The organism is Brachyspira pilosicoli, assembly GCF_008016535.1.
In the GTDB taxonomy this organism is placed as follows: domain Bacteria; phylum Spirochaetota; class Brachyspiria; order Brachyspirales; family Brachyspiraceae; genus Brachyspira; species Brachyspira pilosicoli_A.
In genome coordinates, this window is record NZ_SAXY01000030.1 from 20,149 (window position 1) to 45,828 (window position 25,680).

The window sequence follows — 25,680 nt, forward strand, 5'->3', positions numbered from 1 at the left end:
TATGGCTAATAAACTAAAATTTAAAAAGAATTTAATAGAATATTTAGTATGGCCTATTCCAATTAAAAAAGCAAGAAATAGTATACGAATTAATTCTATTTATTTAAAAGATTTAGGATATAAAATAAATTATAATCATTATAAAAATACTATAAAAGATAAAAAAACATTTTTTGTAAGAAATGATTGGTCTATAAATGAAAAGGAATTTGTCAATAATTATTTCTATAATTTAATAAAAAATAATTATATTAATTATTTAGAAATAAGTTATAATCCAGACATAGAGTTTTTTGGTCCTATTGGAAAAAAGATACTTTTTGAAAAATTCTAAAGCTAAAATAAAAATTTTCTATACGGGTGAATGTGTATCACAAAATACTATTGATAAAACTTGGAGTAAATATTCTGATAATTGTATTAATGATGTTGATTTATCTTTAGGATTTGATAGATTAGATGAAAATAAAAATTATGTGCGTTTTCCTATTTGGATATTTTATAATTTTAATGGTTTATTAGATAATAAAAATTACACAAAAGATGATATTAAAAAAGTAGTAGATAGTATTAATAATGCAAAATCCAAGAAAAATAAATTCGCTTCATTAGTTGCAAGCCATGATGTAACAAATATAAGAAGGCAAATGTATAATAAAATTTCAAAAATAGATAATATAAGCTGTCCAAGTAAATTATTCCATAACGATGATACATTAAAGACTGCTTTTAATGATAATAAAATAGAGTATTTAAAAAATTTCAAATTTAATATATGCCCTGAGAACACTATCAGTGACGGATATATAACCGAAAAACTTTTTGATGCATTTAAAGCAGGATGCATACCTATCTATAATGGCGATGAAAATATAGAACTTGATTTGGTTAATAAAAATGCATTACTATTTTTTAAAAAAGATGAAGATAATGCAGAACTCATTAAAGAAATAGAAAAACTATATAAAAATGATAAATTATTTGATTCATTCCAAAAACAAATAAAAATATATGATTCTATGGTTGATTATCTTTGGGAGAGAAGAGTAAAAATATTAACTATATTAGAAAATCTAATTAATGAAAGATTAAAATAATTTAATATTTTGAAGCATATTTTAAATCATCATAAGTTAATAGCATAACAAATTGTTTTATTATTTAATTAAATCATTGACATAAATATTAATTAATATATTATTCAAATAAAATTATGAGGAGTTGATAGTTTGAGAAGTTTGAACTTAAATGAAGAAATACTTAATTTTTATTTGATAGATGATTTTAATACAGAAGATAAAAATATTATAATAGAAGAATTAAAAAAAAGATTAGACAATAATAAAAATTTAGAACTTGAAATAGGAAGCGGAAACGGAAAATTTATAGTAGAGCTTGCTATGAATAATAAAGATAAATATTTTGTAGGAATAGAATATTCTTTTAAAGCTGCTAAAAAGGCAATATCCAAAGCACACAAAAGAGATATAAAAAACCTTGTTATTATATTCGGAGAGGCTAATAATGTAATAGATAATTATATTAAAAATAAATATTATTTTGATAAAATATATTTAAACTTTCCAGACCCTTGGCCAAAGAAAAAACATGCACATAGAAGAATATTTAATAAAGAGTTTTTAAGTAAAATGCATCCGCTTTTAAAAGATGATGGTATATTCTATTCTGTTACAGATGATGATAATTATGCACTTGAAATAATGAACCCTATATACAAAGAAGATAGTAAATTCAAAAATATTCTAAATGAAGATTATGTTCATAGTTTAGAAGGATACGGCGTTACTCTCTATGAAGAGAAAATGAGAGCTATTGGGCATAATATATATTTTTTCGCACATAAAAAGTCTTAACATATAATTTCATTATTGATATTTTATATTAAATTCATTATATTTTAAATAGTTAAAAAATAAATGAATGAAGGTAAAAAATAATGAATATAAGCAATGAAAAAAAATCTAAATATATGATAATAGAAGGAATAGTATCTGTAATCATAAACGTATTATTATTTGCATTTAAATATATAGTAGGAATTCTCACAGGCTCACTTTCTATAATGGCAGATGCATGGCATTCATTAAGCGATTGCATAAGCAGCATTATAGTTATTATAGGAGGAATATTTTCTAAAAAACCAGCCGACAAAGAGCACCCTTTCGGGCACGGAAGAATAGAGCTTATAACTAGTTTTATTGTTGGTATTATGCTTGTATTTATAGGTTATAGTTTTTTTGCTGAGGCTATAAAAAATATTATGAACAAAAAAACTGCATCATTTACAATTATAGCTATAGTTGCAATGATTGTTTCTATTGTAGTTAAAGAGCTATTGGCACAATATTCACTTTGGGGTTATAGAAAATCTGGTTCAAAGTCATTGTATGCAGACGCTTGGCATCATAGAAGCGATAGTATTACTTCTATAATCATATTAGTTGGTATATTAGTAGGAAAAAATTTATGGTGGATGGATAGTGTTTTAAGTATATTAGTTTCACTTGTAATTTTTTATGCCGCTTTCGATGTAATCAAATCCAGCATAGAGCCTTTAATAGGAGAATACCCTTCTGAAGATATTATTAGAGATATTAACAGCATTGCTAACGAACTTAATATCAATAATGATAATTCAAATCTTCATCATTTTCATATACATACCTACGGCGACCATACAGAAATAACATTTCATATGCGTTTCCCAAAAGATATGACAGTAGAAGAGGCTCATAATAAAGTAAGCATATTAGAAAAATCTATAAGAGATAAAATGAATATGGAGTCAACTATACACATAGAATGCTATAAAAGTTAGTATATATCTAAACAACTACATTCTGTCAATTTATATATTTTTAAAAAATCTTTATCAACTTTTTCCCGCCGCAAAAAGTTGCAAAAAGTGCATATACTATAGCTAATATTTTATGAATACGTATTAAATGTGTGATAAAACCTAAATTTTAGCTAAAAATGCAGCTGTTTTGCTTCTTTTATACCAATACCAAAGTCACTTCCTACGGTCGTAAAAGAAGTGGGGATATTGCGAAGCACGCACAGTGGTGGGGTAAAGCCACCGCAAACAATAAAAATTGAAAAACTTAAAATTTTTTAGTATAACTAATTAATCATAACAATCCTATATTATTAATTTATAATTGATGCTATAATATTTTTATAAAATTATTATTTCAAAAGGCAGCTATATGATAGAATTAAAATCTCCTTGCAAAGTAAACTTGTTTTTGGATATAACATCAAAAAGAGAAGACGGATACCATCTAATAGAATCTTTATTTCACACCGTTAATCTTTATGATATTCTAACAATAGAAGAATCCACTTCTTTTAAAGTTACAACTACAGGCAAATACAGATTAAATGATGACAATGAAGATAATATACTTTCAAGAATATTTTTGTTTTTTAAAGATAGCATGAACTTAAAAAAAAGTTATAAAATAAATATAGAAAAAAATATACCAAATGGTGCTGGTCTTGGGGGCGGCTCTTCTAATGCAGGAGTATTTATAAAATTTTTACTTGAAGATTTAAAAATAAAAGAAGATGAAACATTAATAAAAACATTTTCAAAGTTTGGAGCTGATATTCCTTTTTTTATTAAGCAAGGTATGAGCTGGGTTAATGGCATAGGAGAGAATATTTTTAACTATAATTATACATTGCCTTATAAAATAATTATCATATACCCAAATATACATGTATCTACAAAAATTGCTTATTCAAATTTTAAAAGAGAAGATTTTAACAAAGCAGACTTTTTATCTTTCAAATCTATTTTTGATAATAAAAAATTAGATTTTAATAATATTTATAATAATTTATATAATGTGTTTGAAAATAATGTATTTACTCTTGATCCTAAAATAAAAGAATATAAAGAAGAAATGCAAAACAAAATAAATAAAAAAATAATGATGAGCGGTTCTGGCTCTTCTTTATTTACTTTGTATGATAGTGATGATAAAAAAATAGAAAATGATTATAATATATTAAAAGAGGAATTCCCTTATTTAGATGTATTTAAATTAGAATTGATTTAATAATAATTTTAAGAGATAATAAAAATGAAAGTATCTTTTATTCAATTTGACGTAAAAAAAGATAAAAAATAAAATATAAGTATAATAGAAAAATATATTAAAAATAATGATGCTAATTTAATAGTGCTTCCAGAACTTTCTTCATCTGGATATTTATTTGAAAAGAGAGAAGATTTATTAAGAGCATCTGAAAGCATAGAAAATATAGAAGATACAAATAAAACAAATAAAAAATCAATATTCATAAACGAAATAGTAAAAATGTCAAAAAATATAGCAAAGCTATAATAGCAGGATTTGCAGAAAATTTTAAATATAAAATTTATAATTCAGCATTAATAGCAGAAAACGGATATTTTAAAGGCGTATATAGAAAAGTTCATTTATCAGATTTTGAAAAAAAGTTTTTTGACAGCGGAGATATAAAAGAATCCTACAATATATTTGAAGTTTGCAAAGAAAAATTATCTATACAAATTTGTTTTGATGTGTGGTTTAGTGAAATATCAAGAAAACAAATATTAAACGGAAGCAATTTAATATGCATTCTTGCAAACTTTGGAGGAGAAAATACTTTAAAAATAGCAAGAGTAAGAGCAATTGAAAACCTCACTCCTATAATATTATGCAATAGAGTTGGAAGAGAAAAAACAAAAGATATTGATGCATATTTTATAGGTAAAAGTTTTATAGTTGATAAAGAAGGACATTTTTTAGCAAATGCAAACAAAGACGAAACAACATCATTAAATGCCAACATAGAAATTAATAATTTAAAATCTAATATAATATGCTCAAACTTTTATGATGAAATAAAAAGGCATTATATTAACTCTTTATAAACTTCTCATCTAATTCTTTTCTATTAGCTCTATAATATTTTATAATATCTTTCCATCTGCTAATAAATAATTTACTTCCCTTTTCAGTATCTGTAATATTAGCTGTATTAAGTTTGTAGAAGTTCATAAAAGATAAATCGTATTCTAAATTAGTAAAATGAATATCTCTATACGACATTTTTTTATCTATTGTGTTAAAACGCATAGTTATTATAACATTATCATTATTAATATTTTTAAGTATCTCATCTAATATTAAACAATGATACAAATTATCCCAATCTTCTTTTTTTCTTCGCTCTAATATACCATAAAAAAATGATATATAAGGATTATAATTAAACCCTATCTTTTGATAACTATGTCCAGCACAGCTTTGATTAGTAATGAATCCGAGCTTGTTAAGTTCTGTTACAATTCCAACAAGCTCTTCATCAATCTCTGTTGTATCTAAAATACTCAAAATAAAAACCTTAAAAAATTATTTTTTTATAACTTTTTTTAAAGCTTCTATTACCATATCTTGTTCTTCTTTAAGAATATCATTATCTATAGGAAGAGCTATATTGTGTTTAGAAGCATATTCAGACACAGGCATATCCCTTTCTTTGTATCCTAATCTTTTAACAAGAACAGGTGCTAAATGTATAGGGTGCGGATAATAAAGTGCTGTAGGTATGCCAAGTTCACTTAATTTAGTTCTCACTTCATCTCTATTCTCTTCTACTTGTATAACATATTGTGCATGAACACTTTCAGTATATTCTGCCACTTGAGGAACCTTTACTATATCTTTTAAGTTTTCATTATAATATTTAGCAGCAAGTCTTCTGTGATTCATATCATCATCAAAGCCCTTAAACTTCTCTAATAAAATGCCAGCCTGTAAATTATCTAATCTTCCAGTAGTACCAAGCTTAACATGTATCATTCCGCCTTCATCACCATGATGACGAAGCTGTTTTAAGTTTTTATATAATTTCTCATCATTAGTAAATACCATTCCACCATCGCCAAAACAACCTAAAGACTTAGCAGGGAAAAATGAAGTAACAGCAATATCACCTAACTTACCAGAACAAGATTTTATATTTTTATAGCTGGCACCAAAAGACTGACAAGCATCTTCTACTACAAACAAATTATGCTTCTTAGCTATGTCTAATATAACATCATAATTAGCACATTGTCCAAATAAGTTTACAGGTATAATTGCAACAGTGTTTTTATTAATAAGGCTTTCGAGCTTGTTTACATCCATATTAAAATACTCATCAATATCGCAAACCACAACCTTCATTCCCAAAAAAGAAGGTGCCTCAGCAGTAGAGAAAAATGTCATAGCAGGAACTATTACTTCTTTTTTAGAATGGTCATCTCCAGCATTAAATCCTAATGCCAAAAGTGAAAGCACTAAGCCAACATGCCCAGATGAAACACCAACAGCATATTTAGCCCCAGTATAATTTGCTAATTCATTCTCTAAACTGTCTAACTCTTCACCAAATACAAATTGACTTCTTTCTATAATAGAAGCTATTTTTTTATCTATACTCTCTTTTCTCTTTTCGTAACCTCTGTAAAGATTCATGTATTTCATTACAATAACTCCATAAATAAAAAATTTTGAATATATTTTATAAAAATTAATTACTATTGTCAATAATAAATATATATTAGTTTTATTTTTAATAAAAAAATCTATAATAAAATTCATTGACTTTTTAGTAAAAAAATATATAATTGCACGAATAAGATATTATTAAATACTTCGCTTCGTGAAAACATGAAGCCTTGTCCAAGGAGTTTAAACAAATGAGAGAATATGAAATTCTTTTCGTTACAGAGATAAATGACTCTGTACATCAAAAAGCAAAAGAACATGTCAAATCTATCTTACAAAACTATAACTGTGAAATATTCAATGAATCAGATTATGGCATTCATAAGCTAAGCTACCCTATTCGTAAAGTAAATGAGGGTAAATTCTATTTCTATCATTTCAAATGTGATGGTAAAAGCTTACAAACAATTGAAAAAGAATTAAGATATGAGCTTAGTATATTAAGATTTATAATAGTTCGTTTAGATGAAATTATGCAAAAAAAAGAAGTTAAAAAAGAAGAATCTAATAGTCAAGAAGCATAATTAGTATAGAGGCTTAAATTATTATGTCAGATGTAAATAATGTAACTTTAATAGGCAGACTTACTGCTGATCCTATGCTTAAATATTTGCCAAGCGGAAGTGCGGTTGTAGAGTTTTCTATAGCAAATAATTATTATGTAAGCACTAAAAATGCTAATGAGGTTAACTATTTCGATGTAGTTGCTTTTGGTAAAACAGCAGAAACTATAAGTAAATATTTAACTAAAGGCAAACAAATAGCTATTAATGGCTCTTTAAGACAGGATAGATGGCAGGATAAAGATACAAATACTACAAAATCAAGAATTAGAATTATAGTTAATAGCATGCAAATGCTAGGAGCTAATAGTCAATCTGGCTCAATGGATACTACTTATACTCCTTCAGCTTCTGTTGGAGGCGGTATGTCTGATGGTATTGATATAGGTAGTTTTTCTGACGATGATGAAGTGCCATTTTAATTAAATATTTGAGGAGATAAAACAATGGAATTAGAAAACACAGAAAATGTAGAGAATACTTCTAATAATGAAGAAGAAAATAAAGTTAAAACTGATAAAAAACAACATTTTAATAAAGATGCATCTAGCAGAAAAAAATTTTTTAAGAAAAAAATATGCTATTTCTGCAAAAATAATATTGATGTATTAGATTATAAAGACATAAAATTATTAAAAAAATATGTTAAAGAAAGCGGAAAAATTATACCTAAACGCTTAAATGGTACTTGCTCTAAACATCAAAGATTAGTTACTAAAGCTATAAAAAGAGCTAGAAATATTGCTCTTCTTCCTTATGAAACTAAATATTAATAATTAGTTTTATAAATTTCATAAACTTGATAATAATAACAGTCATTATATTTTATATATGATGGCTGTTTTTTTATACTGAATTAAAAAATAAATTAGGATATATAAATGAAAAACATTTTTATTATAGCATTTAGTATATTATTCTTGTTATCTTGTAATAATAATAAAAATAGACAATTAATAAATTGGGAAACTAATTATAATACAGCATTAGAAAAGGCAGCAAAAGAAAATAAAGCTATAATGATAGATTTTTATACTGATTGGTGTACAATTTGTAAGATAATGGAGACGAATGTTTATTTGGATAAAGATATAGTTTCTAATATTAACTACAATTTTGTGCCTTTAAAAATTAATGCTGAATACAATGATGAAGATGTAAAATTTCTAACAAATCAATACAATATTAATGCTTTCCCTACTACAGTTTTTATAAATACAAATGCTTTTATTATAAAAAAGATATTAGGCTATATTGATACAAATGATTTACTTGAAGAGATAAAAAATATAAAAATAAAAAGAGAAAATATTAATAGAGAGTTTGCTAATAATAATCCAACAGTAGAGAAATTAAAAATATATATAGACTATGAGTATTATAAAGAAGCAGCAGATATGTATGGTGTATTGATAAAAGAAAATAAAATAGAAAAAAAAGATATACCAACATATTTAGTAGATATAGGAATATTATTATTTTACAATGAACAGTTTGATGAAGGCATTAAATATTTCAATGAAGTATTAAACAATTATAGTAATTCTCAAAAGATATATGAGGCTATATATTTTAACGGCATTTATAAAATAATTATGGGAAATAAAGAAGAAGGAATAAACTACTTAAATAGCTTTACAAATAGCATAACAAATAATGAATTAAGAAATCAATATATAGAAGCTATTGAATATTATGGAGAAGAGTGAAGAAGTAATGTTATGCATTAAAAAAACAGCTCTTAAGCATATCTAAAAATACAAATATTATTTTTTATTTAATACATATTCCATATATGCAAAAGCTAAAACACTTACACTTTTTGGTTCTTTGACGAAGTACACACCGTGTAAGACGGTAAAATAACAACAAAAAATTAATAGAAAATTATTATTTCAATATATTGTAAAAATTTATAACTTTTTATTTTAATTATTTACTTTATTAAATTTGTATTATTATAATTTATAGTAGTAAATGAATGAAGCCTTCCGTCATTTCCTTTATAAACATTTAAATTAATAGGGTCTATTTCCCATACTCTATCAACTACAAAGTTATAATAATAAGGGCCTTGTTCTGCTCTTAAAGTGATAGTCCATAAATTGTTAGAATAAGTCATAGGATATCTTAAGCTGTCAAAACCTAATTTATCTGATGTAAACATAACTTCTAATGCTGTATCATTGCTGTAGAAAAATGTTACTGTACCGTCTGCATTGTATATAGGATTTCTCTCATAAAAACCAATATCTTCAGCTAATACAAAATAGCTAACCTCTTGATTGTTGTTGTCGTATTCTATATTTGGATTTATAGGGTCATTAATCCAAACACCATTAACTCTATATCTATATGAATATTCTCCAGCCTTTAGAGGAGTTTGCCATAAATAATAAAATATACCATAAGAGTTTTTTATAAGAGGTATACTATCTTCCCAATTATTAAAATCTCCAGACACTTCCACAGAATCATAATTTTCTGCAAAAGTAAATAATATACCGTCATCTACAACTCTAGGAGGTGTTACTTCTTGTATATTATAATATTTTAGTATCTGAGCATTTTGCATTCTAGCTTGATACTGTTCAATAGTCTCTTGAGTCTTATCGCCGCAAGATACAGCAATTATAAAAACTATAAATATAAAAATATAAAAACAAATCTTTTTCATCATCAACCCGTAATATTTAATTTTGATGTAACAGCTTTATCATCTTTTTTTGCAAAATTTTTATCATAACTTTTATTATCAGCAGGAGTAGAATTATTTTTAGGAGTAGAACTAGTATCTTCTTTATCATTTGCAGTAATGTTAGATGAAGACATTTTTTGCTCAACACCTTCCCAAGCACCTTTTAATTCTTTAAGATATTTTATAACCTCTAATATAGGCGGCTTAGTTTTAGATATATTTGCTTCTGTTAATCTTTGATTCATATAAGTATAAATAGAAGCAAGCCTATCAGCTATTTCTTTAGCATCATAGTTTAAAGAAGAGAGAAGTTCATATATAATCTCTTGAGCTTTCATTATATTATTATGAGCCTCTTCTGTACCATGTTTTTTGTCCATAGCATTACAAGCATTCTCAAGAAACTTAATAGCACCGTCATAAAGCATAATAACTAGCCTATTTTGAGATGCTGTACTAACATCAATTTTTTTATATTTTTGGTAACCGTTATTAGTAGACAATTAAATCCCCCCATAAATTAATATTTATTATAAAATTATTATCGGAAAATAGAAAAAAGCATAAAATATTTTTTACTATTTTTCATAAAAGATGCATACATATACTATATTATACCGAAACAAGCATAATTTGTCAAAAATGAGTTTTAATTTTTTTGATATTTTTATATAATATGTTTCTTATATTAAATTATAATAATAAAATCATAAAAAACTATTTAATAACTAAAAGATTGTAATTTATATATTGTTAAACTCATATCCCCTGAAACCCTAAAAGAATATTCATCTGGATAATACCTAGTAGTAAATACCATCTCTCCATCATTTATAAATATCTCTATCGCTGAAGTATCTATTAATATTCTTATATTTTCTAACTTTTCTAAATATGCACTTCTTTTGTCTCTTCCGCCGCCGATTTGTTTTCCTATATCGTTTATAAACTCTAATATAAATTTATTATCTTTATATTTAATAGAAACATTTTCAGAAATTAGTAACTCAAAATTATTATAATATTTTATACTATCAATTAAAACTTCATAAGACTTAACATCAGAAATTAAATTATCAGATAATGAAGAATAAGAACATTTATTTTCAAATATTTTTTTCTCTCTCAATTTTTCTAAATTTCTATGAGGCTTTTGATAGAGTTTGCCATTTTTGAAACTTAATTCTCTTGCAACAGTTAAGCAATGCTGCCAGCCATACTTAACTGTTAAATTTTTATGAGTCTTTTCAGTGTCAGGAACCCCCATCCAACCTATAATAACTCTATTTCCATTTTCATCTAAAAATGTCTGCGGAGCATAAAAATCAAAACCTCTGTCTAATACAGTAAAGTTTGTTGCTTCAGCAGAGTTTTTATTTTTGTAATCATCATTAATTAAAAAATATCCAGAAAGATAAATATTTTCGTAAACACTCTCAATTTGCTTCACACCCTGCGGACAAGTAATTAAAATATTCTGACCATCTAAATTAAACAAATCAGGGCATTCCCACATATAACCAAATCTCTCTTTGGTATTTATAGTGCTTGTGTGCTTCCAATTCTTTTTATCTTTTGAAGAAAATATTAACACTTCTCCAATATCATTATCTCTGTCAGCTCCGTATTTTCTTGCACCTTGAACCATATAATAAGAATCCCCCTCTCTCCATACTTTAGGGTCTCTTATATGATTAGTTATACCTTTAGGATAATCTTTCATCTCCATTAAACATTCTTTTTCAGAGAAGTTAATACCATCATTTGAAACAATAAGCATAGTATTAGCCTCTCTTCCGCTTTCAATATAATCATGCTTTCCTAAAAGTTTTACATTGCCTGTATAATATATATACATCTTATCATCTTCTATAAAAGCAGAGCCAGAATATACTCCATGACAATCATATTTTTGATCTGGATATAATGAAACTCCTATATACTTGTAGTTGATTAAGTCTTTAGTTGTGTAATGACCCCAAAACTTTAATCCGCCATTAGCACTAAAAGGTGAATATTGAAAAAATATATGATACTCACCTTTAAAATAAGATAAAGCATTAGGGTCATTAAGCCAACCTACAGGAGGCATTAAATGAAAATTTAATCTCCATTTTTTATTTTCCTTATTAATATATTCAATTTCTTTTTGTTTTATTGCCTCTTCAAATACTTTAGCAACCAAGTTCATTTGATTATCCTTTAATATGTGCTAAAAATTTTTAAGTTTATCAATTTTGTTTTTTAGCACTTTTTACAACTTTTATGAAGTACACATAATGTGAGATAAGGAAAAAGTTGATAATACATTTACAAAAATATATAAATTAACAAAATATATATGTTTAACTATATAAACTATTATCTATTTTTACTCTTCATCTTCCTGCATATACTCATTAGGCACACCAAAAAACCAAGTAATAGTAAAAGATAAAACAACAGTAATTAAAGCAACAGCAATATAACCTATTAACTGTTTACTGTCATAAATATAAAGTAATGCCCCCGGTATACCAGTAACACCATTAGCAGTAGCTTGTAAGTTTAATAACCTTGCAATCAACCCTGTTATACCAGCAGCAATAGCACCGCAAACCATAGGCTTTATTCCATATCTTATATTAATACCAAATATAGCAGGCTCTGTTATTCCAAGCCAAGCTGATAATGTAGCACCATACCCCATAGCTTTTACACTCTTTCTTCTGGTTTTTAATGTAACAGCCAAACAAGCAGCACCCGTAGCTAAATTAGCAACAGATAAAAGAGGATTAATTGGGTTTAGAGTAGTAGCAACAAGAAAAGATATCTCTATTAAATTCATTACATGATGAACGCCAGTAACAACTATAAATATTATTCCAAAACCTATTATAAATCCGCCAATTCCAAAAGGCAATGATAAAGAGAAATTAATAGCTACTAATATCCACTGTTCAACTATATGGAAAATAGGTCCAATTATAGCTAAAGATAATATAAGCATTATAAGCAAAATTAAAAAAGGAGTAGCAAGTATATCTATTATATTAGGTATAACTTTTCTTAAATTTAATTCCACTTTAGAGCCTATAATACCAGCGATAAGTGCTGGAAGTATGCTTCCTTGATACCCAACTATAGGTATAAAATTAAAAAGCATTATAGGTTTCACACCGCTGTCAGGGTTAGCAACTAAATATGCATTAGGCAAGGCAGGAGAAACAAGCATTAATCCAAGTAATATACCCAATATAGGAGAGCCTCCAAACACTCTAAAAGTAGACCAACATACCAAAGCAGGCAAAAATGCAAATGTTGTTTCAGTAAGTACGCTCATAAATGTCATAATAGAAACTGGTATGTCTGACACTTGCAAATTAAATATGATCAAAAAACTATCATTAATTAAAGCACCCTTAAGCCCTAAAAATAAACCTGTTGCAATCATAGCAGGCATTATAGGAACAAACACATCTGCAAATATACGAATAAACTTTCTAAAGCTATTTTTTTCTGCAGATTTCTTTATCTCTTCTGTATTTTGTTTTGCTGCCCCCTCAACTCCTAAATTAACAACCTCAGCATAAACTTTATTTACAACACCAGTACCCAATATTATCTGATACTGCCCAGAGTTAAAAAATACTCCCTTCACCCCTTCTATCTTTTGAATATCTGTGTCTTTTATACTTTCTCTGTCTTTTACTATCAATCTTAATCTTGTAGCACAGAAAGTTGCCGAGGTGATATTATCTTTGTCTACTGTTTTAATAATTTCTTCAGCGGTTTTTTTATAATTTATAGCCATAATAAAAATCCTAATATATTTATGTAATCGGTTACATATTATTCTATCATCTTTTAATATTCTGTCAACCATAATTATACAAATTTTTATAAAAAATAAAGGGCCACATTTGATTTTTAACATAAAAGATATATACTCTCATAAAATAACATATAAAAAGAGACTGTTTAATGAGAATCGAAAATAAAAAGATAACAATGAAAGAAATAGCTGAAATTGCAGGAGTAACAAAAACTACAATATCAAGATACTTTAACGGTGGATATATAAAAAAAGAAACTAAAGACAAAATAACTAAAATAATAAAAAAATATAATTATGAGCCTAATACTTTTGCTAGATTAAAAGCAAGACAAAGCTATATAATAGGAATTATAGTGCCTGCTTTAGATTCAACAATTACATCTAGGGTACTTACTGGCTTAGAAAAGACTTTTAGAGAAAAAAATTATATGCCGATAATAATGAACACAAATCATGAAAATGAATTAGAAGTTAAATATATAGAAAAATTAAAGAGATTAAATGTTGATGGTATAGTATTAAGTGCTACATATATTACAGATGAGCATAAGAAAATATTAAAAAAACTAGATATACCTTTTGTAATTTATGGGCAAGAATATGCTGATGGTATAAGTATCATTAATGATGATTATAATGCGGGTATTGAGATAGGAGAATATATTGCTAAGAGAAATCATAATAATATAGGTTTCATTAGTGTTGATGAAAAAGATGTTGCTATTGGGGTTAATAGAAAAAATGGAGTTATATGCGGCTTAAAAAAATATGGAATAGAGAATATAAATATTGAATTAGCAGACTTTTCTTATGATAGTGCTAAAATTGCAGCTAAAAATTTATTAAAAAATAAAAAATTGGATGCTATAGTATGTTCTACAGATAGGCAAGCTCATAGTGTTTATATGGTTGCAAAAGAAATGGGGCTTAAAATTCCAGATGATATATCTGTAATATCTTTTGGTGGATATGAGATTGATGAAATAATAGAGCCTGAACTTTCTACTATAAAATTTGATTCATTTAATGCTGGTGTATCTGCTGCTAATACTTTAATAAATTTAATTAATAACATAAAAGTAGAACAAGTATTCTATGTTGATTACAAATTTATAGAAGGCAAAAGCGTGAAATAAATATAAGTTGCAAAATTATTTTTTTATTTACTTTTTTATATTTTTCTTGGATTATTAACATTTAAAAATTGTTTTCATTTAATTATTATGTATTAAATTAAATAAAAATGGCTATATAAAGTATATATATCTACTCATTTAACATTTTTTATTAAATAAATTCTTAATCTTTCATTTTTTTATCTATAATTTTTATTAAAACAACACATACTAATATAGCAATAATAAAAGGCAAAGCAAAAATAAAAGAAATATTAGGGGAAGCAGAAGCTCCGTCAAATTTAATAGCATAAAACATATAACCATAATTAAAAGCTACAACAGTAACCATCATATAAGAAAATAAATATGTTATAATTCTAATAGTTTTTATAATTCTTTCTTTGTTATTCATTTTGTTAATCTTATTAATTATTTTAAATATAAAAAATCCCAACAGAAAAATCTATTGGGATAAAAATATATAATATATACCCGGCAACGTTCTACTCTCCCGTAAAGCTACCCTTACAGTACCATCGACGATGAAAGGCTTAACTGCCGTGTTCGGAATGGGAACGGGTGTATCACTTTCTCTATGGTCACCGAAATAATATTAGCAAATTAAAGAACAATTTGATGATATTGCCAGATATATAGGAGCGTAGATTGTCTCATTCTTGTTATATGTTTTCTTTTTAGTGTGTTTATAAGAAGAAAACGATAATATGGTCAAGCCATTGGTCTGATTAGTGCTGCTCAGCTGAACAGGTATTTCTTCCCTGCTTACACTTGCAGTCTATCAACGTCGTAGTCTCCAACGAAACTCATAGGGAAAATTAATCTTGAAGGAGGCTTCCCACTTAGATGCTTTCAGCGGTTATCCCGTCCGCACATAGCTACTCTGCGATGCTCTTGGCAGAACAACAGATACACCAGAGGTGCGTTCATTTCGGTCCTCTCGTACTAAAAATGACTCTTCTCAATTTTCCAACGCCCGCAACGGATAGGGACCAAACTGTCTCACGACGTTCTGAACCCAGCTCGCGTACCGCTTTAATTGGCGAACAGCCAAACCCTTGGGACCTGCTCCAGCCCCAGGATGCGATGAGCCGACATCGAGGTGCCAAACCTCCCCGTCGATATGAACTCTTGGGGGAGATAAGCCTGTTATCCCCGGAGTACCTTTTGTCCGTTTAGCGATGGCCCTTCCACTCGGGACCACCGGATCACTAAGACCTGCTTTCGCACCTGCTCGAGATGTCTCTCTCGCAGTTAAGCCACCTTATGCCTTTATACTCTACTACCGATTTCTATTCGGTTTGAGGTGACCTTTGCACGCCTCCGTTACTCTTTAGGAGGCGACCGCCCCAGTCAAACTACCCGCCTGACAATGTCCGACTGCCGGATAACGGTTAATCGTTAGAATCCCATTTTGCGAAGGATGGTATTTCAACGATGGCTCCATGAAAGCTGGCGCTCCCACTTCAAAGCCTCCCATCTATTCTACACATCACAAAACAAAACTCAATGTCAAGTTATAGTAAAGGTTCACGGGGTCTTTCCGTCCTGTTGCGGGTAATCAGCATCTTCACTGATAATTCAATTTCACCGAGTTCTTCCCCGAGACAGTGCCCGGATCGTTACACCATTCGTGCAGGTCGGAACTTACCCGACAAGGAATTTCGCTACCTTAGGACCGTCATAGTTACGGCCGCCGTTTACTGGGGCTTCAATTCGAAGCTTCGCTTACGCTAACCTCTCCTTTTAACCTTCCAGCACTGGGCAGGTGTCAATCCCTATACATCCATTTACATGTTTGCAGAGATCTGTGTTTTTGTTAAACAGTCGGCCAGGCCTTTTCACTGCGACTCTCCTCCCGATATTGCTACCGAGATTCAAGCGTCTCTTTTTCCGAAGTTACAAGACTAATTTGCAGAGTTCCTTAGGGAAGATTATCTCGAGCGCCTTAGAATACTCATCTCACCCACCTGTGTCGGTTTGCGGTACGATTATAATATGCCTAACCTTAGAAATTATTTCTAGACAGCCTAATTCACGCAACTTCCTGAACCCGAAAGCCCAGTCACTATCCACCTCAACCTTAAAGCAGCAAGCATTTACTCGCCACAAGTCTCGGCTATTCGACGAGGATAACCATCACCTCGCGTACGCAAACAATCTGTGTCATTCCATCGAAACATACTATAGTACAGGAATATTTACCTGTTTCCCATCGACTACGCTTTTCAGCCTCATCTTAGGGGTCGACTAACCCTAGGCAGATTAGCTTTACCTAGGAAACCTTGGGTTTGCGGCGAACGGGTTTCGCACCCGTTTTCTCGTTACTCATGCCTGCATCCTCACTTCTTATACCTCCAGCATACCTTACGATACACCTTCAACGGCTTAAAGAACGCTCTCCTACCAATCATAGATTAACTCTATAATTCCCTAGCTTCGGTACTATGTTTGAGCCCCGTTACATTTTCGGCGCAAAAACACTCGACCAGTGAGCTGTTACGCACTCTTTAAAGGAATGGCTGCTTCTAAGCCAACCTCCTGGCTGTTTAAGTATTCTCACATCCTTTCCCACTTAACATAGATTTTGGGACCTTAGCTGAGGATTTGGGCTGTTTCCCTTTTGACAATGACGCTTATCCGCCGCTGTCTAACTGCCATGTTCTTAACTTACGGTATTCGGAGTTTAGTTGGGTTTGGTACTCGGTTAGGAGCCCTAGTCCATTTAGTGCTCTACCCCCGCAAGTAAACACATAACGCTGCCCCTAAAGACATTTCGGAGAGAACCAGCTATCTCCAAGTTTGATTAGCCTTTCACTCCTACCCACAAGTCATCCAAAGCCTTTTCACGGCCACTGGTTCGCACCTCCACTCAATGTTACTCGAGTTTCGCACTGCTCATAGGTAGATCACTTGGCTTCGGGTCGTATAGCATGCAACTAATTTCGCCCTATTAAGGCTCGCTTTCACTACGACTACAAGGCTATTACCTCTTAATCTTGCTACATACTATAAGTCGCAGGCTCATTCTACAAAAGGCACGCCATCAGGCCTTCTACTATTGCTAGCAGGGTTCCCTCTGACTACTTGTAAGCTTAAGGTTTCAGGTTCTATTTAATAACCCTCAACGGGAGACTTTTCACCTTTCCCTCACGGTACTCTACACTATTGGTCACTGGTTAGTATTTTGCCTTGGATAGTGGTCTACCCAGATTCAAACAGGGTTTCACGTGCCCCGCCCTACTCAGGAACGGCAAAACCTTGTATATATGATTTCGTGTACAGGGCTATCACCCACTATGGCCTGCTTTTCCAAAACAGTTCCACTATCATATATAGCAAAGTCGATATATGTAAGTATACCACTCACCGCCCTACAACACCGCAATAACAACGCCTTACAACTTGACATTATTACGGTTTAGGCTCTTCCCCTTTCGCTCGCCACTACTGAGGGAATCTCAATTTTGATTACTCTTCCTCCAGGTACTTAGATGTTTCAGTTCCCTGGGTGTCGCCTCATACACCTATGGATTCAGTGCATGATATAGAAGGCTTGCTTCTATAGGTTTTCCCATTCGGTGATCTACGGATCATAGAATATTTGCTTCTCCCCGTAGCTTATCGCAGCTTGTCACGACCTTCATCGCCTTCCAGTGCCTAGGCATCCACCTTAAGCCCTTACTTACTTGACCATATTATCCTTTCCTTCTTATCTCTAAGTTCTTAAGTCTAATACGTCTTGAATGAGACTTCTTAGCTAATTAAAGCTGTTTCTTCTAATTCTTTAGTAACGTCCGCTTAATTGTTTCTACTCTAAGACACACAATCTAATTGTGTTTTCTTTTCTTATCAAGTGAAGATTTTTATAATCGCTGACTTTCCGCTTCTTAATTGGAAAATACTTTATAAAAATCTACGCTCTTATATATCTGTCAAAGATCATCTTTTGTTTCTCATTGATGTTTTTTATTTATCATCAATGTTTTACCAGTATAGCATACAGCTAAAAAAACGCAATACTATTTTCCGCCTCAAATACACTTTTTTTTCTGTTTTTTCTTTAAAATTTATTATATATTATACATTTTATACATATTTTTAAACCTAAATTTCAAAAATAAAATTAAAACAAAATATTAACCAAAAAATTCGCTTTTTTTTGAGAAAAAACTTATAATTATATTATTATTTTTAAAAATTTAGAGAGTTTCATATGAATATGCCAGAAGAAAACGGAATAAAAAATCTTACACCAAATACTACTATATATTATGAAGGTGAAAAAATTAAAAACATTTCTATAATCACTAAAGGTGATATTGATGTTTATATATCTTCTAGAGAATTAATCGGTATAGAAGATGAAGAAGAAATTATGAAATATAGCTGTAAACTTTTTTCTATACCTAGAAATATTATGATTGGAATTGGATCATTTATATACGATTCTAATTATATATTTTCTTTCAAATCTAAAAATGACAATGAAATATATACAATAAATATTCCTGATATAGAATATATAAAAACATTCTTCAATAGCAATAAAACATATATGACAAATATGTACCATTCTCTTGCTTATCTTATAATGAAAACTTACGATGAGTATATTAAAATTAAAAAAATTAATGATGAGATTAGAATAGTAACTACAAATCTTGGTGTTATGTATTTTAATTTAAATGCTAAAAATAGAAATATTAAATCTGAATTGTTTCTAAAAACAAAAGAAGTTTTTGAATATGCTACAAATGATGGTTTTAATTTTCCTACTGATTTTGACTCTGATTTTATAAAAGAAGACCATGAAGAGATATACAATAATAATAAAAATAAAATCATTGAAAAAAATGAAAAATTAGAATTTGAAATTGAATATATAAAAATATTTTTAACTATGCCTAAAGAAATTAAATCTTCTTTCTTTGGATATGATGTTAATATGACTTTGTCGGCTACTGCTATATTATACGAAACTTTAAAAGATATAGCTTATATGCTTAAATCTGAATTTATAAGCACTATGGAAAATATAGCTTTTCTATATTCAAATAATCAAGAATCTCTATTTGGTGAATATTCTAAAATGGCTTTTGAATTAGAAAAACAGGGTAAAAGTTATGAAGTATGGGCTAGATATTCTAGATATATAGCAAATACTACAAAAGATATATGCGAAAAAATTAAAAATAAATATGACTATGATTTAAATATTGACATAGATGAATTAGAAAGCACTATAAAAAAACTTACACAAAATATAAACTCTAGCAATAATGAAACTAGCGAAGAAAATAATGTTCAAGTAGTCATGGGTGTGGAAGATATTCCTGAAGAGATTAAAAAACCTAGCAAAAAAATAATAGAAATAGCAGGAATACCTGAAGATAGAGCCTCTACATTCTTTAAATCTTTAAATGCATTCAAAAAATTAAAAGATAAATTTAGCACTGAAGATGATGCTAGAAAAATTAGAAGAAGTGTTACAAATGTATTCTTTGAAGTTTATAAAGAAATAGCTAAAAAATACATCATAAACAACGAAAAAAGTAAATTACTCTCTATGTTCTTAAACTTCGGATATATGGACGATCAATTACTTACACCAAATCAAATTGTTGATTTATACGAAGTTAAAGATAAAACATCTACTAAAAGAATTAATGTATATTATATAGACGAATGGCTTCAAAAAATTTATGATAAAGAAGAGCCTCCTTCAGTTAATGGTTTTGGTCAGGATTATAGAGAAGCTTTGAGAGAAATGAAAAAAAGAGGAACTATTAGCGATCAAGAATTGGAAGAGCATTGGGAAAGCCCTCTTAGAAGACTTGAATATGAAGTGGACAATATGATTGAAACTACTCATAGATTATGTTATGGTCAAATAAGTGTTTACTTCCCTATTCTTCATAAGGATATGGTAATTAAAGATTTTAAAGATTCTCTAATAAAAAGAGAAACTATGGAAAACACTTTAAACTCTATATTAGAAATAGATTTTTCTGCATTCTACAGAGAAGTTTTATATAAAAATAAAGAATTAAACATAGAAAAAGAACTTGTTATGCAGGAGGTGTTGCCAAACATTATATTAATGCCTACATACGGTTCTCGTGCTATGATGTGGGAAGAGCTTTCAAGCAGACAAAAAAACAGCACTGCTAGATTCCTACTTCCTATATTCACATCAGAAGATTTGGAAGGTTTAACTCTCCCTATGATGGGGGCTTTTAGATGGGAACTTTGTAAAACTATGCTTGGTCCTGCTTGGAATGATATTACTCAAATGTCTATTACTTCAGAATACAGCGATTATATTCAGTTCTACAAGAAAAACAGAAACCTCTCTGACGATGCTAAAGAAAAATTAAAAGTACAAATAAAAAAATGCAGAAATAATTTAAGAGAAGTATTTGTATCAGATTATGTTATATGGCTTAAATACGAAAGTAAAGGTATTATGCGTCTAAACAGAGTAGCAAGAGGTATATTATACAGACAAGTACCTTTTGCTAAAAATATAAGAGATGAACTTGAAAAACAACCTATGTTTGCTGATATGGCTAATAGATTTAAAAACATAAGAAATAAAAAAGCCACTGAATTAGAAAATAGATATTTCAAATTCACTAAAACAGGTAATCCTTTGCCTGAAGAGCTGCAAAATCATATAGATTTTTATAAGAAAATGTAACTATAATAAAATTGACAAAAAAATAGTTTTTATATATAATATTACTCTATATAATAATATTTTAAACTCAATTTCTATTTTTTATGGAGATAAAAAAAATGCAGCTTAATAAAAATATATTAGAAGTACCATATTCTCTAATAAGAGGACTCACAGAAAAAGCAGAAAAAAAACAAGACAGCATAATGCTTACAATAGGAGAACCAGATTTACAGCCTCCAAAAGAATTAATTGATTATGGATGTGAATATGCTAAAACTCATGCTCTTCCATATACTCAATCTGGAGGAAGTGAACATTTAAGAGATTTAGTTGCTAAGCATTATAACAAATATTATGGTTCAAATGTTAATGCGAAGAACATCACTATGCATATTGGTTCTATGGAAGGTATATCATCTGTATTTAGAACTATATTAAATATTGATGATGAAGTTATAATACCTACTCCGTTTTTCTCACCATATGAACAGGCAGTTAAATTATCTTATGGTAAAGTAGTATTTTTAGACACAAGAGAAGATAATCTTGTATTAAAGCCTGAAAAGATAGAAAAAGTTATAACTAATAAAACAAAAGCAATTCTTTTTAGTAATCCTGGAAACCCATCTGGATACATGCTAAAAAAAGAAGAGATTGATGAGCTTGTAAAATATTTTGAGAAAAAAGATATATTTATTATAGCCGATGAAATATATTCTGCTATATCATTTTATCCTTTTACATCATTTGCTTCTTATCCTTCTATTAAAGATAAAGTCATAATATTAAATGGGTTTTCAAAATCTCATTCTATGACTGGTTGGCGAATAGGATACAGCATCACTCCAGAAGATGTAAGAAAATATTTGGTTAATGCTAGTTTTAATAATGTGGGTAGTATGGTTAGTTTATCTTGTGCTATTGCTGAGTATGCTTTAGAAAAATATCCTGTGATAGAAAGTTTTAGAGATATTTATAAAGATAGAGCATTCACAATGTCAAAAGAATTAACAGATTTAGGTTTTGATGTAATAGAGCCTAGGGGAGCTTTTTATTTATTTGTAGGATACAGTAAGTTTTCTAAAGAGCCTTCGCTTGATTTTTCTATGAGATTATTAGATGAAACTGGTGTTGCTGTTGTACCGGGTATTGCTTTTGGAAGTGAAAATTATTTTAGAATAGCTTTAACACAGGATATACCTGTATTAAAAGAGGCTGTTAAGAGAATAAAAGATTTTTTACATAAATAAAATATTTTATTTAAAATAATAAAAAATAATATTATGGGGCTTTGAAAGCCCCTTGTTTTTTGGGTTGTGTTTTAATTTTTTATTAATAAATATGGTTATATATATTTAAAAAATAACTATTATATTGCCTATTATTTTTTATATTTAAAAATATATTATAAAAACATATTAAATTTTGACAAAATAATTAGTTTGTTTATAATGTAAAAACATATTTTGGAGAAAATAAAATGAGTGAAAATAATAAAAACAATGATATAGAAAAAAATGAAAATACAGAAAATAATATAGAAAATAAAACTATTGAAACATCTCAAGAAGAAAATTCTGATAATGCAATATCAATAGTTGAAGATAAACTTCCATCAAGATTAATAATAATACCTGTGATGGGAAAGCCATTATTTCCTGGACTTTATGCACCATTTCCAATACCAGCTTCTCAGGCTAATGCTGTAAATAGAGCCATCGCAGAAAATGATGGTTTTTTAGGGCTTAATTTGTATATACAAGATGAACCAAGAGACATAAAAAAAACAAGCATAGATGAAATATATAAAGTTGGTGTTGTTGTAAAAGTATTTAAAAAACTTAATCTTCCAGATGGAGGGCTTAACCTTCTTATTAATTCAATTAAAAGATATAAAATAATTAGATACATTTCTACAGACCCTGTAATTAGAGCAGAGCCATTATATATACCAGACATAATGACAACAAGCAACGATAAAGAAGCAAAAGAGATAAAAGCATATACAAGAGCTTTACTTTCTGAGGTAAAATCATTAAGTGAGAGCAATCCACTTTTTACAGAAGAGATGCGTCTTACTATGGTGAATGTTGATGACCCTGGTAAATTAGCAGATTTTGTTACTTCTATGATAAATGTTGAAAGAGCTAATCAGCAAGAAATATTAGAAACTTTTGATGTGCAGGAGAGATTAGAAAAAGTTTTACTGCTTCTTCAAAAAGAGAGAGAGATAACAAAACTTCAGCAAAAAATTCAAGGAAGCATTAACTCTAAAATACAAAAACAGCAAAGAGATTATTTCTTAAAAGAGCAGTTAAAAGAGATAAAAAAAGAATTAGGCTATGACACAGACCCTAAACAAAAAGACATAGATAAATATAAAAAAGAGTTAAAAGAATTAAAAATTGTAGATGAAGTAAGAGAGAGAATGGAGCAAGAAATAGAAAAGATTTCAACAATAGATACACATTCTCCAGAGTATACTGTTTCAAAAAATTATCTTGATACACTATTTGCATTGCCTTGGAACAAAGAAAATAAAGAGAGAGAAGACATAACAAAAAGCAAAAAAATATTAGACAGAGATCATTATGGTTTGGAAGATGTAAAAGAGAGAATATATGAGTTTTTGGCAGTGAGAAAACTAAACCCAGAGAAAAAATCTTCAATACTATGTTTTGTAGGTCCTCCGGGAGTTGGTAAAACATCTATAGGAAAAAGCATTGCAGAGGCATTAGATAGGCCTTTCTTTAGATTTTCATTAGGCGGTATGAGAGATGAGGCAGAAATTAAAGGGCACAGAAGAACATATATTGGTGCTATGCCCGGTAAAATAATTGAGGCTCTAAAAATTGTTAAATCTAAAAATCCTGTTTTAATGCTTGATGAAATAGATAAATTGGGTGCGAGTTTTCAGGGCGACCCTTCTAGTGCATTACTTGAAGTGTTAGACCCAGAACAGAACTCTTCTTTTAGAGATCATTATCTTGATTTGCCTTTTGATTTATCTAATATTTTGTTTATTACAACAGCAAATACATTAGACACTATTCCAAGACCTTTGCTTGATAGAATGGAAGTAATTAGGCTATCAGGCTACATCATGGAAGAGAAGTTAAAAATTGCTGCGAAATATATAATACCAAGACAATTAAAGGCACATGGTTTAATTGCTAAAAATATTAAGTTTACAAACAAAGCAATAGCAGATATAGTTAATGGTTATGCTAGAGAGGCGGGAGTTCGTAACTTCGAGAGAATGATAGAGAAAATATGCAGAAAAATTGCAGCCGATGTAGTATCAAACAATAAAGAAAATTATAATATAACAATAGATTCTAAAGATTTAGAAAAGTATTTAAAAAAGCCAATATTTACAGAAGACTTTACAGAAAAAGATTTAAAGCCGGGAAATGCAATAGGTTTAGCTTGGACTTCTATGGGCGGAGCTACTTTAACTATAGAATCTATTAAAGTACAAGAGAAAAAAGATGCAGGCACTATAAACATAACAGGACAGCTTGGAGAGGTGATGACAGAGAGTGTGCAGATTGCCTACAGCTATGTAAAAAGTGTTGCTAAAAATTACGGCGTTGATGAGAATTACTTTAATGACGCTGTAATACACCTGCACATACCAGAAGGTGCTACTCCAAAAGACGGTCCTTCTGCTGGTATTACTTTAGCTACTGCTTTATTATCGCTTGCTATGAATAAAGTTATTAGAAATGATACTGCTATGACAGGAGAGCTTTCTCTCAATGGAAAAGTTCTTCCTATTGGAGGGCTTAAAGAAAAGACTATAGCAGCTAAGAGATTAGGTTTTATTAAGCATATTATAATACCTTTTGAAAATAAAAGAGATTTAGATGAAATACCTGATAAAGTTAAAAGCTCTCTTATTTTCCACCCTGTAAAAGATGTAGAAGAGGTGTTTAACTTTATGTTTAAATTAAATAACTATAATAAAAAAACTGATAAAGCATCAAGTAAATCCAAAAAAACAAAAAAATAATAATTAAAATATTTATAATATAAAAGGCTTAAACTTAAAAGTTTGAGTCTTTTTTATTATTATTAAAGGATTATTGATATTTTAAAAATTAATATAGATAGTATGCATATAAATAAAAATTCTGTTAAATCAAAAAAATCAAAATAATTAAAACAAAAAATAAATAAAAACTTTATTGATTTTTAGTGCTTGAAATTGTGTTAATTTTTTTA

General features: G+C 28.9%; 22 protein-coding genes and 2 rRNA genes. 15 read left to right on the forward strand and 9 right to left on the reverse strand.

Annotated features, from left to right (window positions below):
- Position 1 precedes the first annotated feature (1 nt).
- The 7 genes from EPJ72_RS13330 to EPJ72_RS13340 all read left to right on the forward strand — a co-directional run bounded on the left by EPJ72_RS13330 (position 2) and on the right by EPJ72_RS13340 (position 4,930).
- A complete protein-coding gene (locus EPJ72_RS13330) occupies positions 2–334 on the forward strand; it encodes a hypothetical protein (protein ID WP_242004910.1) in 333 nt (110 codons plus the stop codon).
- Positions 321–1,097: a glycosyltransferase family 10 domain-containing protein gene (locus EPJ72_RS04510; RefSeq protein ID WP_242004911.1), complete on the forward strand. Its 777-nt coding sequence runs from the start codon at positions 321–323 to the stop codon at positions 1,095–1,097. Before EPJ72_RS13330 ends, EPJ72_RS04510 begins: the two co-directional genes overlap by 14 nt.
- A 132-nt stretch (positions 1,098–1,229) precedes the next feature.
- Positions 1,230–1,874 (forward strand): tRNA (guanosine(46)-N7)-methyltransferase TrmB, encoded by a 645-nt coding sequence (gene trmB / locus EPJ72_RS04515; protein ID WP_147731033.1) that lies wholly within the window; start codon positions 1,230–1,232, stop codon positions 1,872–1,874.
- An 83-nt stretch (positions 1,875–1,957) separates the two neighbouring features.
- Complete coding sequence (locus EPJ72_RS04520; RefSeq protein WP_147731034.1) at positions 1,958–2,839, forward strand: cation diffusion facilitator family transporter; 882 nt, start codon at positions 1,958–1,960, stop codon at positions 2,837–2,839.
- Between the two features lie 391 nt (positions 2,840–3,230).
- Entirely contained in the window at positions 3,231–4,088 is an 858-nt protein-coding gene (ispE, locus tag EPJ72_RS04525; RefSeq protein ID WP_147731035.1) for a 4-(cytidine 5'-diphospho)-2-C-methyl-D-erythritol kinase, read from the forward strand.
- Between the two features lie 123 nt (positions 4,089–4,211).
- A complete protein-coding gene (locus EPJ72_RS13335; RefSeq protein WP_242004912.1) occupies positions 4,212–4,376 on the forward strand; it encodes a hypothetical protein in 165 nt (54 codons plus the stop codon).
- The gene (locus tag EPJ72_RS13340; RefSeq protein ID WP_439897259.1) at positions 4,376–4,930 is read left to right on the forward strand and encodes a carbon-nitrogen hydrolase family protein; all 555 of its coding nucleotides are present in this window, start codon (positions 4,376–4,378) and stop codon (positions 4,928–4,930) included. Before EPJ72_RS13335 ends, EPJ72_RS13340 begins: the two co-directional genes overlap by 1 nt.
- Here EPJ72_RS13340 and EPJ72_RS04535 read toward each other — a convergent pair.
- Positions 4,917–5,393, reverse strand: coding sequence for a hypothetical protein (locus tag EPJ72_RS04535; protein ID WP_242004913.1), 477 nt, complete (start codon positions 5,391–5,393; stop codon positions 4,917–4,919). The genes EPJ72_RS13340 and EPJ72_RS04535 overlap by 14 nt on opposite strands.
- 18 nt (positions 5,394–5,411) lie before the next feature.
- Positions 5,412–6,530: a DegT/DnrJ/EryC1/StrS family aminotransferase gene (locus EPJ72_RS04540; RefSeq protein ID WP_147731036.1), complete on the reverse strand. Its 1,119-nt coding sequence runs from the start codon at positions 6,528–6,530 to the stop codon at positions 5,412–5,414.
- Positions 6,531–6,745: 215 nt separating this feature from the next.
- Between EPJ72_RS04540 and rpsF the strand changes: the two genes are divergently transcribed.
- The 4 genes from rpsF (at position 6,746) to EPJ72_RS04560 (ending at position 8,826) form a co-directional block, all read left to right on the forward strand.
- Positions 6,746–7,078 carry a 30S ribosomal protein S6 gene (rpsF, locus tag EPJ72_RS04545; protein ID WP_147731037.1) on the forward strand — a complete coding sequence of 111 codons (333 nt, stop codon included), beginning with the start codon at positions 6,746–6,748 and terminating at the stop codon, positions 7,076–7,078.
- Positions 7,079–7,101: 23 nt separating this feature from the next.
- Positions 7,102–7,539 (forward strand): single-stranded DNA-binding protein, encoded by a 438-nt coding sequence (locus tag EPJ72_RS04550; protein ID WP_147731038.1) that lies wholly within the window; start codon positions 7,102–7,104, stop codon positions 7,537–7,539.
- A gap of 24 nt (positions 7,540–7,563) precedes the next feature.
- Positions 7,564–7,890 (forward strand): 30S ribosomal protein S18, encoded by a 327-nt coding sequence (gene rpsR, locus EPJ72_RS13610; protein ID WP_147731039.1) that lies wholly within the window; start codon positions 7,564–7,566, stop codon positions 7,888–7,890.
- 108 nt (positions 7,891–7,998) lie between these two features.
- On the forward strand, positions 7,999–8,826 hold the full coding sequence (locus EPJ72_RS04560) for a thioredoxin fold domain-containing protein (protein WP_147731040.1): 828 nt from the start codon (positions 7,999–8,001) through the stop codon (positions 8,824–8,826).
- Between the two features lie 227 nt (positions 8,827–9,053).
- Here the strand turns inward: EPJ72_RS04560 and EPJ72_RS04565 are convergent, their stop codons facing one another.
- The 4 genes from EPJ72_RS04565 to EPJ72_RS04580 form a co-directional block, all read right to left on the reverse strand.
- The gene (locus EPJ72_RS04565) at positions 9,054–9,794 is read right to left on the reverse strand and encodes a protein kinase (protein WP_199749264.1); all 741 of its coding nucleotides are present in this window, start codon (positions 9,792–9,794) and stop codon (positions 9,054–9,056) included.
- Positions 9,795–9,796: 2 nt separating this feature from the next.
- A complete protein-coding gene (fliS, locus tag EPJ72_RS04570) occupies positions 9,797–10,318 on the reverse strand; it encodes a flagellar export chaperone FliS (RefSeq protein ID WP_147731042.1) in 522 nt (173 codons plus the stop codon).
- 218 nt (positions 10,319–10,536) lie between these two features.
- Positions 10,537–12,006 (reverse strand): glycoside hydrolase family 32 protein, encoded by a 1,470-nt coding sequence (locus tag EPJ72_RS04575; RefSeq protein WP_147731043.1) that lies wholly within the window; start codon positions 12,004–12,006, stop codon positions 10,537–10,539.
- 180 nt (positions 12,007–12,186) lie between these two features.
- A complete protein-coding gene (locus tag EPJ72_RS04580; RefSeq protein ID WP_147731044.1) occupies positions 12,187–13,608 on the reverse strand; it encodes a PTS transporter subunit EIIC in 1,422 nt (473 codons plus the stop codon).
- Positions 13,609–13,778: 170 nt separating this feature from the next.
- Here EPJ72_RS04580 and EPJ72_RS04585 point away from each other — a divergent pair, with 170 nt between their 5' ends.
- On the forward strand, positions 13,779–14,768 hold the full coding sequence (locus EPJ72_RS04585; RefSeq protein WP_147731045.1) for a LacI family DNA-binding transcriptional regulator: 990 nt from the start codon (positions 13,779–13,781) through the stop codon (positions 14,766–14,768).
- Between the two features lie 163 nt (positions 14,769–14,931).
- Here EPJ72_RS04585 and EPJ72_RS04590 read toward each other — a convergent pair whose 3' ends face one another.
- The 3 genes from EPJ72_RS04590 to EPJ72_RS04600 all read right to left on the reverse strand — a co-directional run bounded on the left by EPJ72_RS04590 (position 14,932) and on the right by EPJ72_RS04600 (position 18,463).
- The gene (locus EPJ72_RS04590) at positions 14,932–15,162 is read right to left on the reverse strand and encodes a hypothetical protein (RefSeq protein ID WP_147731046.1); all 231 of its coding nucleotides are present in this window, start codon (positions 15,160–15,162) and stop codon (positions 14,932–14,934) included.
- 78 nt (positions 15,163–15,240) lie between these two features.
- Positions 15,241–15,357: ribosomal RNA gene (rrf, locus tag EPJ72_RS04595) — 5S ribosomal RNA — on the reverse strand.
- A 118-nt stretch (positions 15,358–15,475) separates the two neighbouring features.
- Positions 15,476–18,463, reverse strand: a 23S ribosomal RNA gene (locus EPJ72_RS04600).
- Between the two features lie 521 nt (positions 18,464–18,984).
- Here EPJ72_RS04600 and EPJ72_RS04605 point away from each other — a divergent pair.
- The 3 genes from EPJ72_RS04605 to lon all read left to right on the forward strand — a co-directional run bounded on the left by EPJ72_RS04605 (position 18,985) and on the right by lon (position 25,468).
- Positions 18,985–21,471, forward strand: a complete 2,487-nt coding sequence (locus tag EPJ72_RS04605) for a Crp/Fnr family transcriptional regulator (RefSeq protein ID WP_147731047.1) — start codon at positions 18,985–18,987, stop codon at positions 21,469–21,471.
- A 98-nt stretch (positions 21,472–21,569) separates the two neighbouring features.
- Positions 21,570–22,703: a pyridoxal phosphate-dependent aminotransferase gene (locus EPJ72_RS04610; RefSeq protein ID WP_147731048.1), complete on the forward strand. Its 1,134-nt coding sequence runs from the start codon at positions 21,570–21,572 to the stop codon at positions 22,701–22,703.
- Between the two features lie 230 nt (positions 22,704–22,933).
- Complete coding sequence (gene lon, locus EPJ72_RS04615) at positions 22,934–25,468, forward strand: endopeptidase La (protein ID WP_147731049.1); 2,535 nt, start codon at positions 22,934–22,936, stop codon at positions 25,466–25,468.
- Positions 25,469–25,680 lie beyond the last annotated feature (212 nt).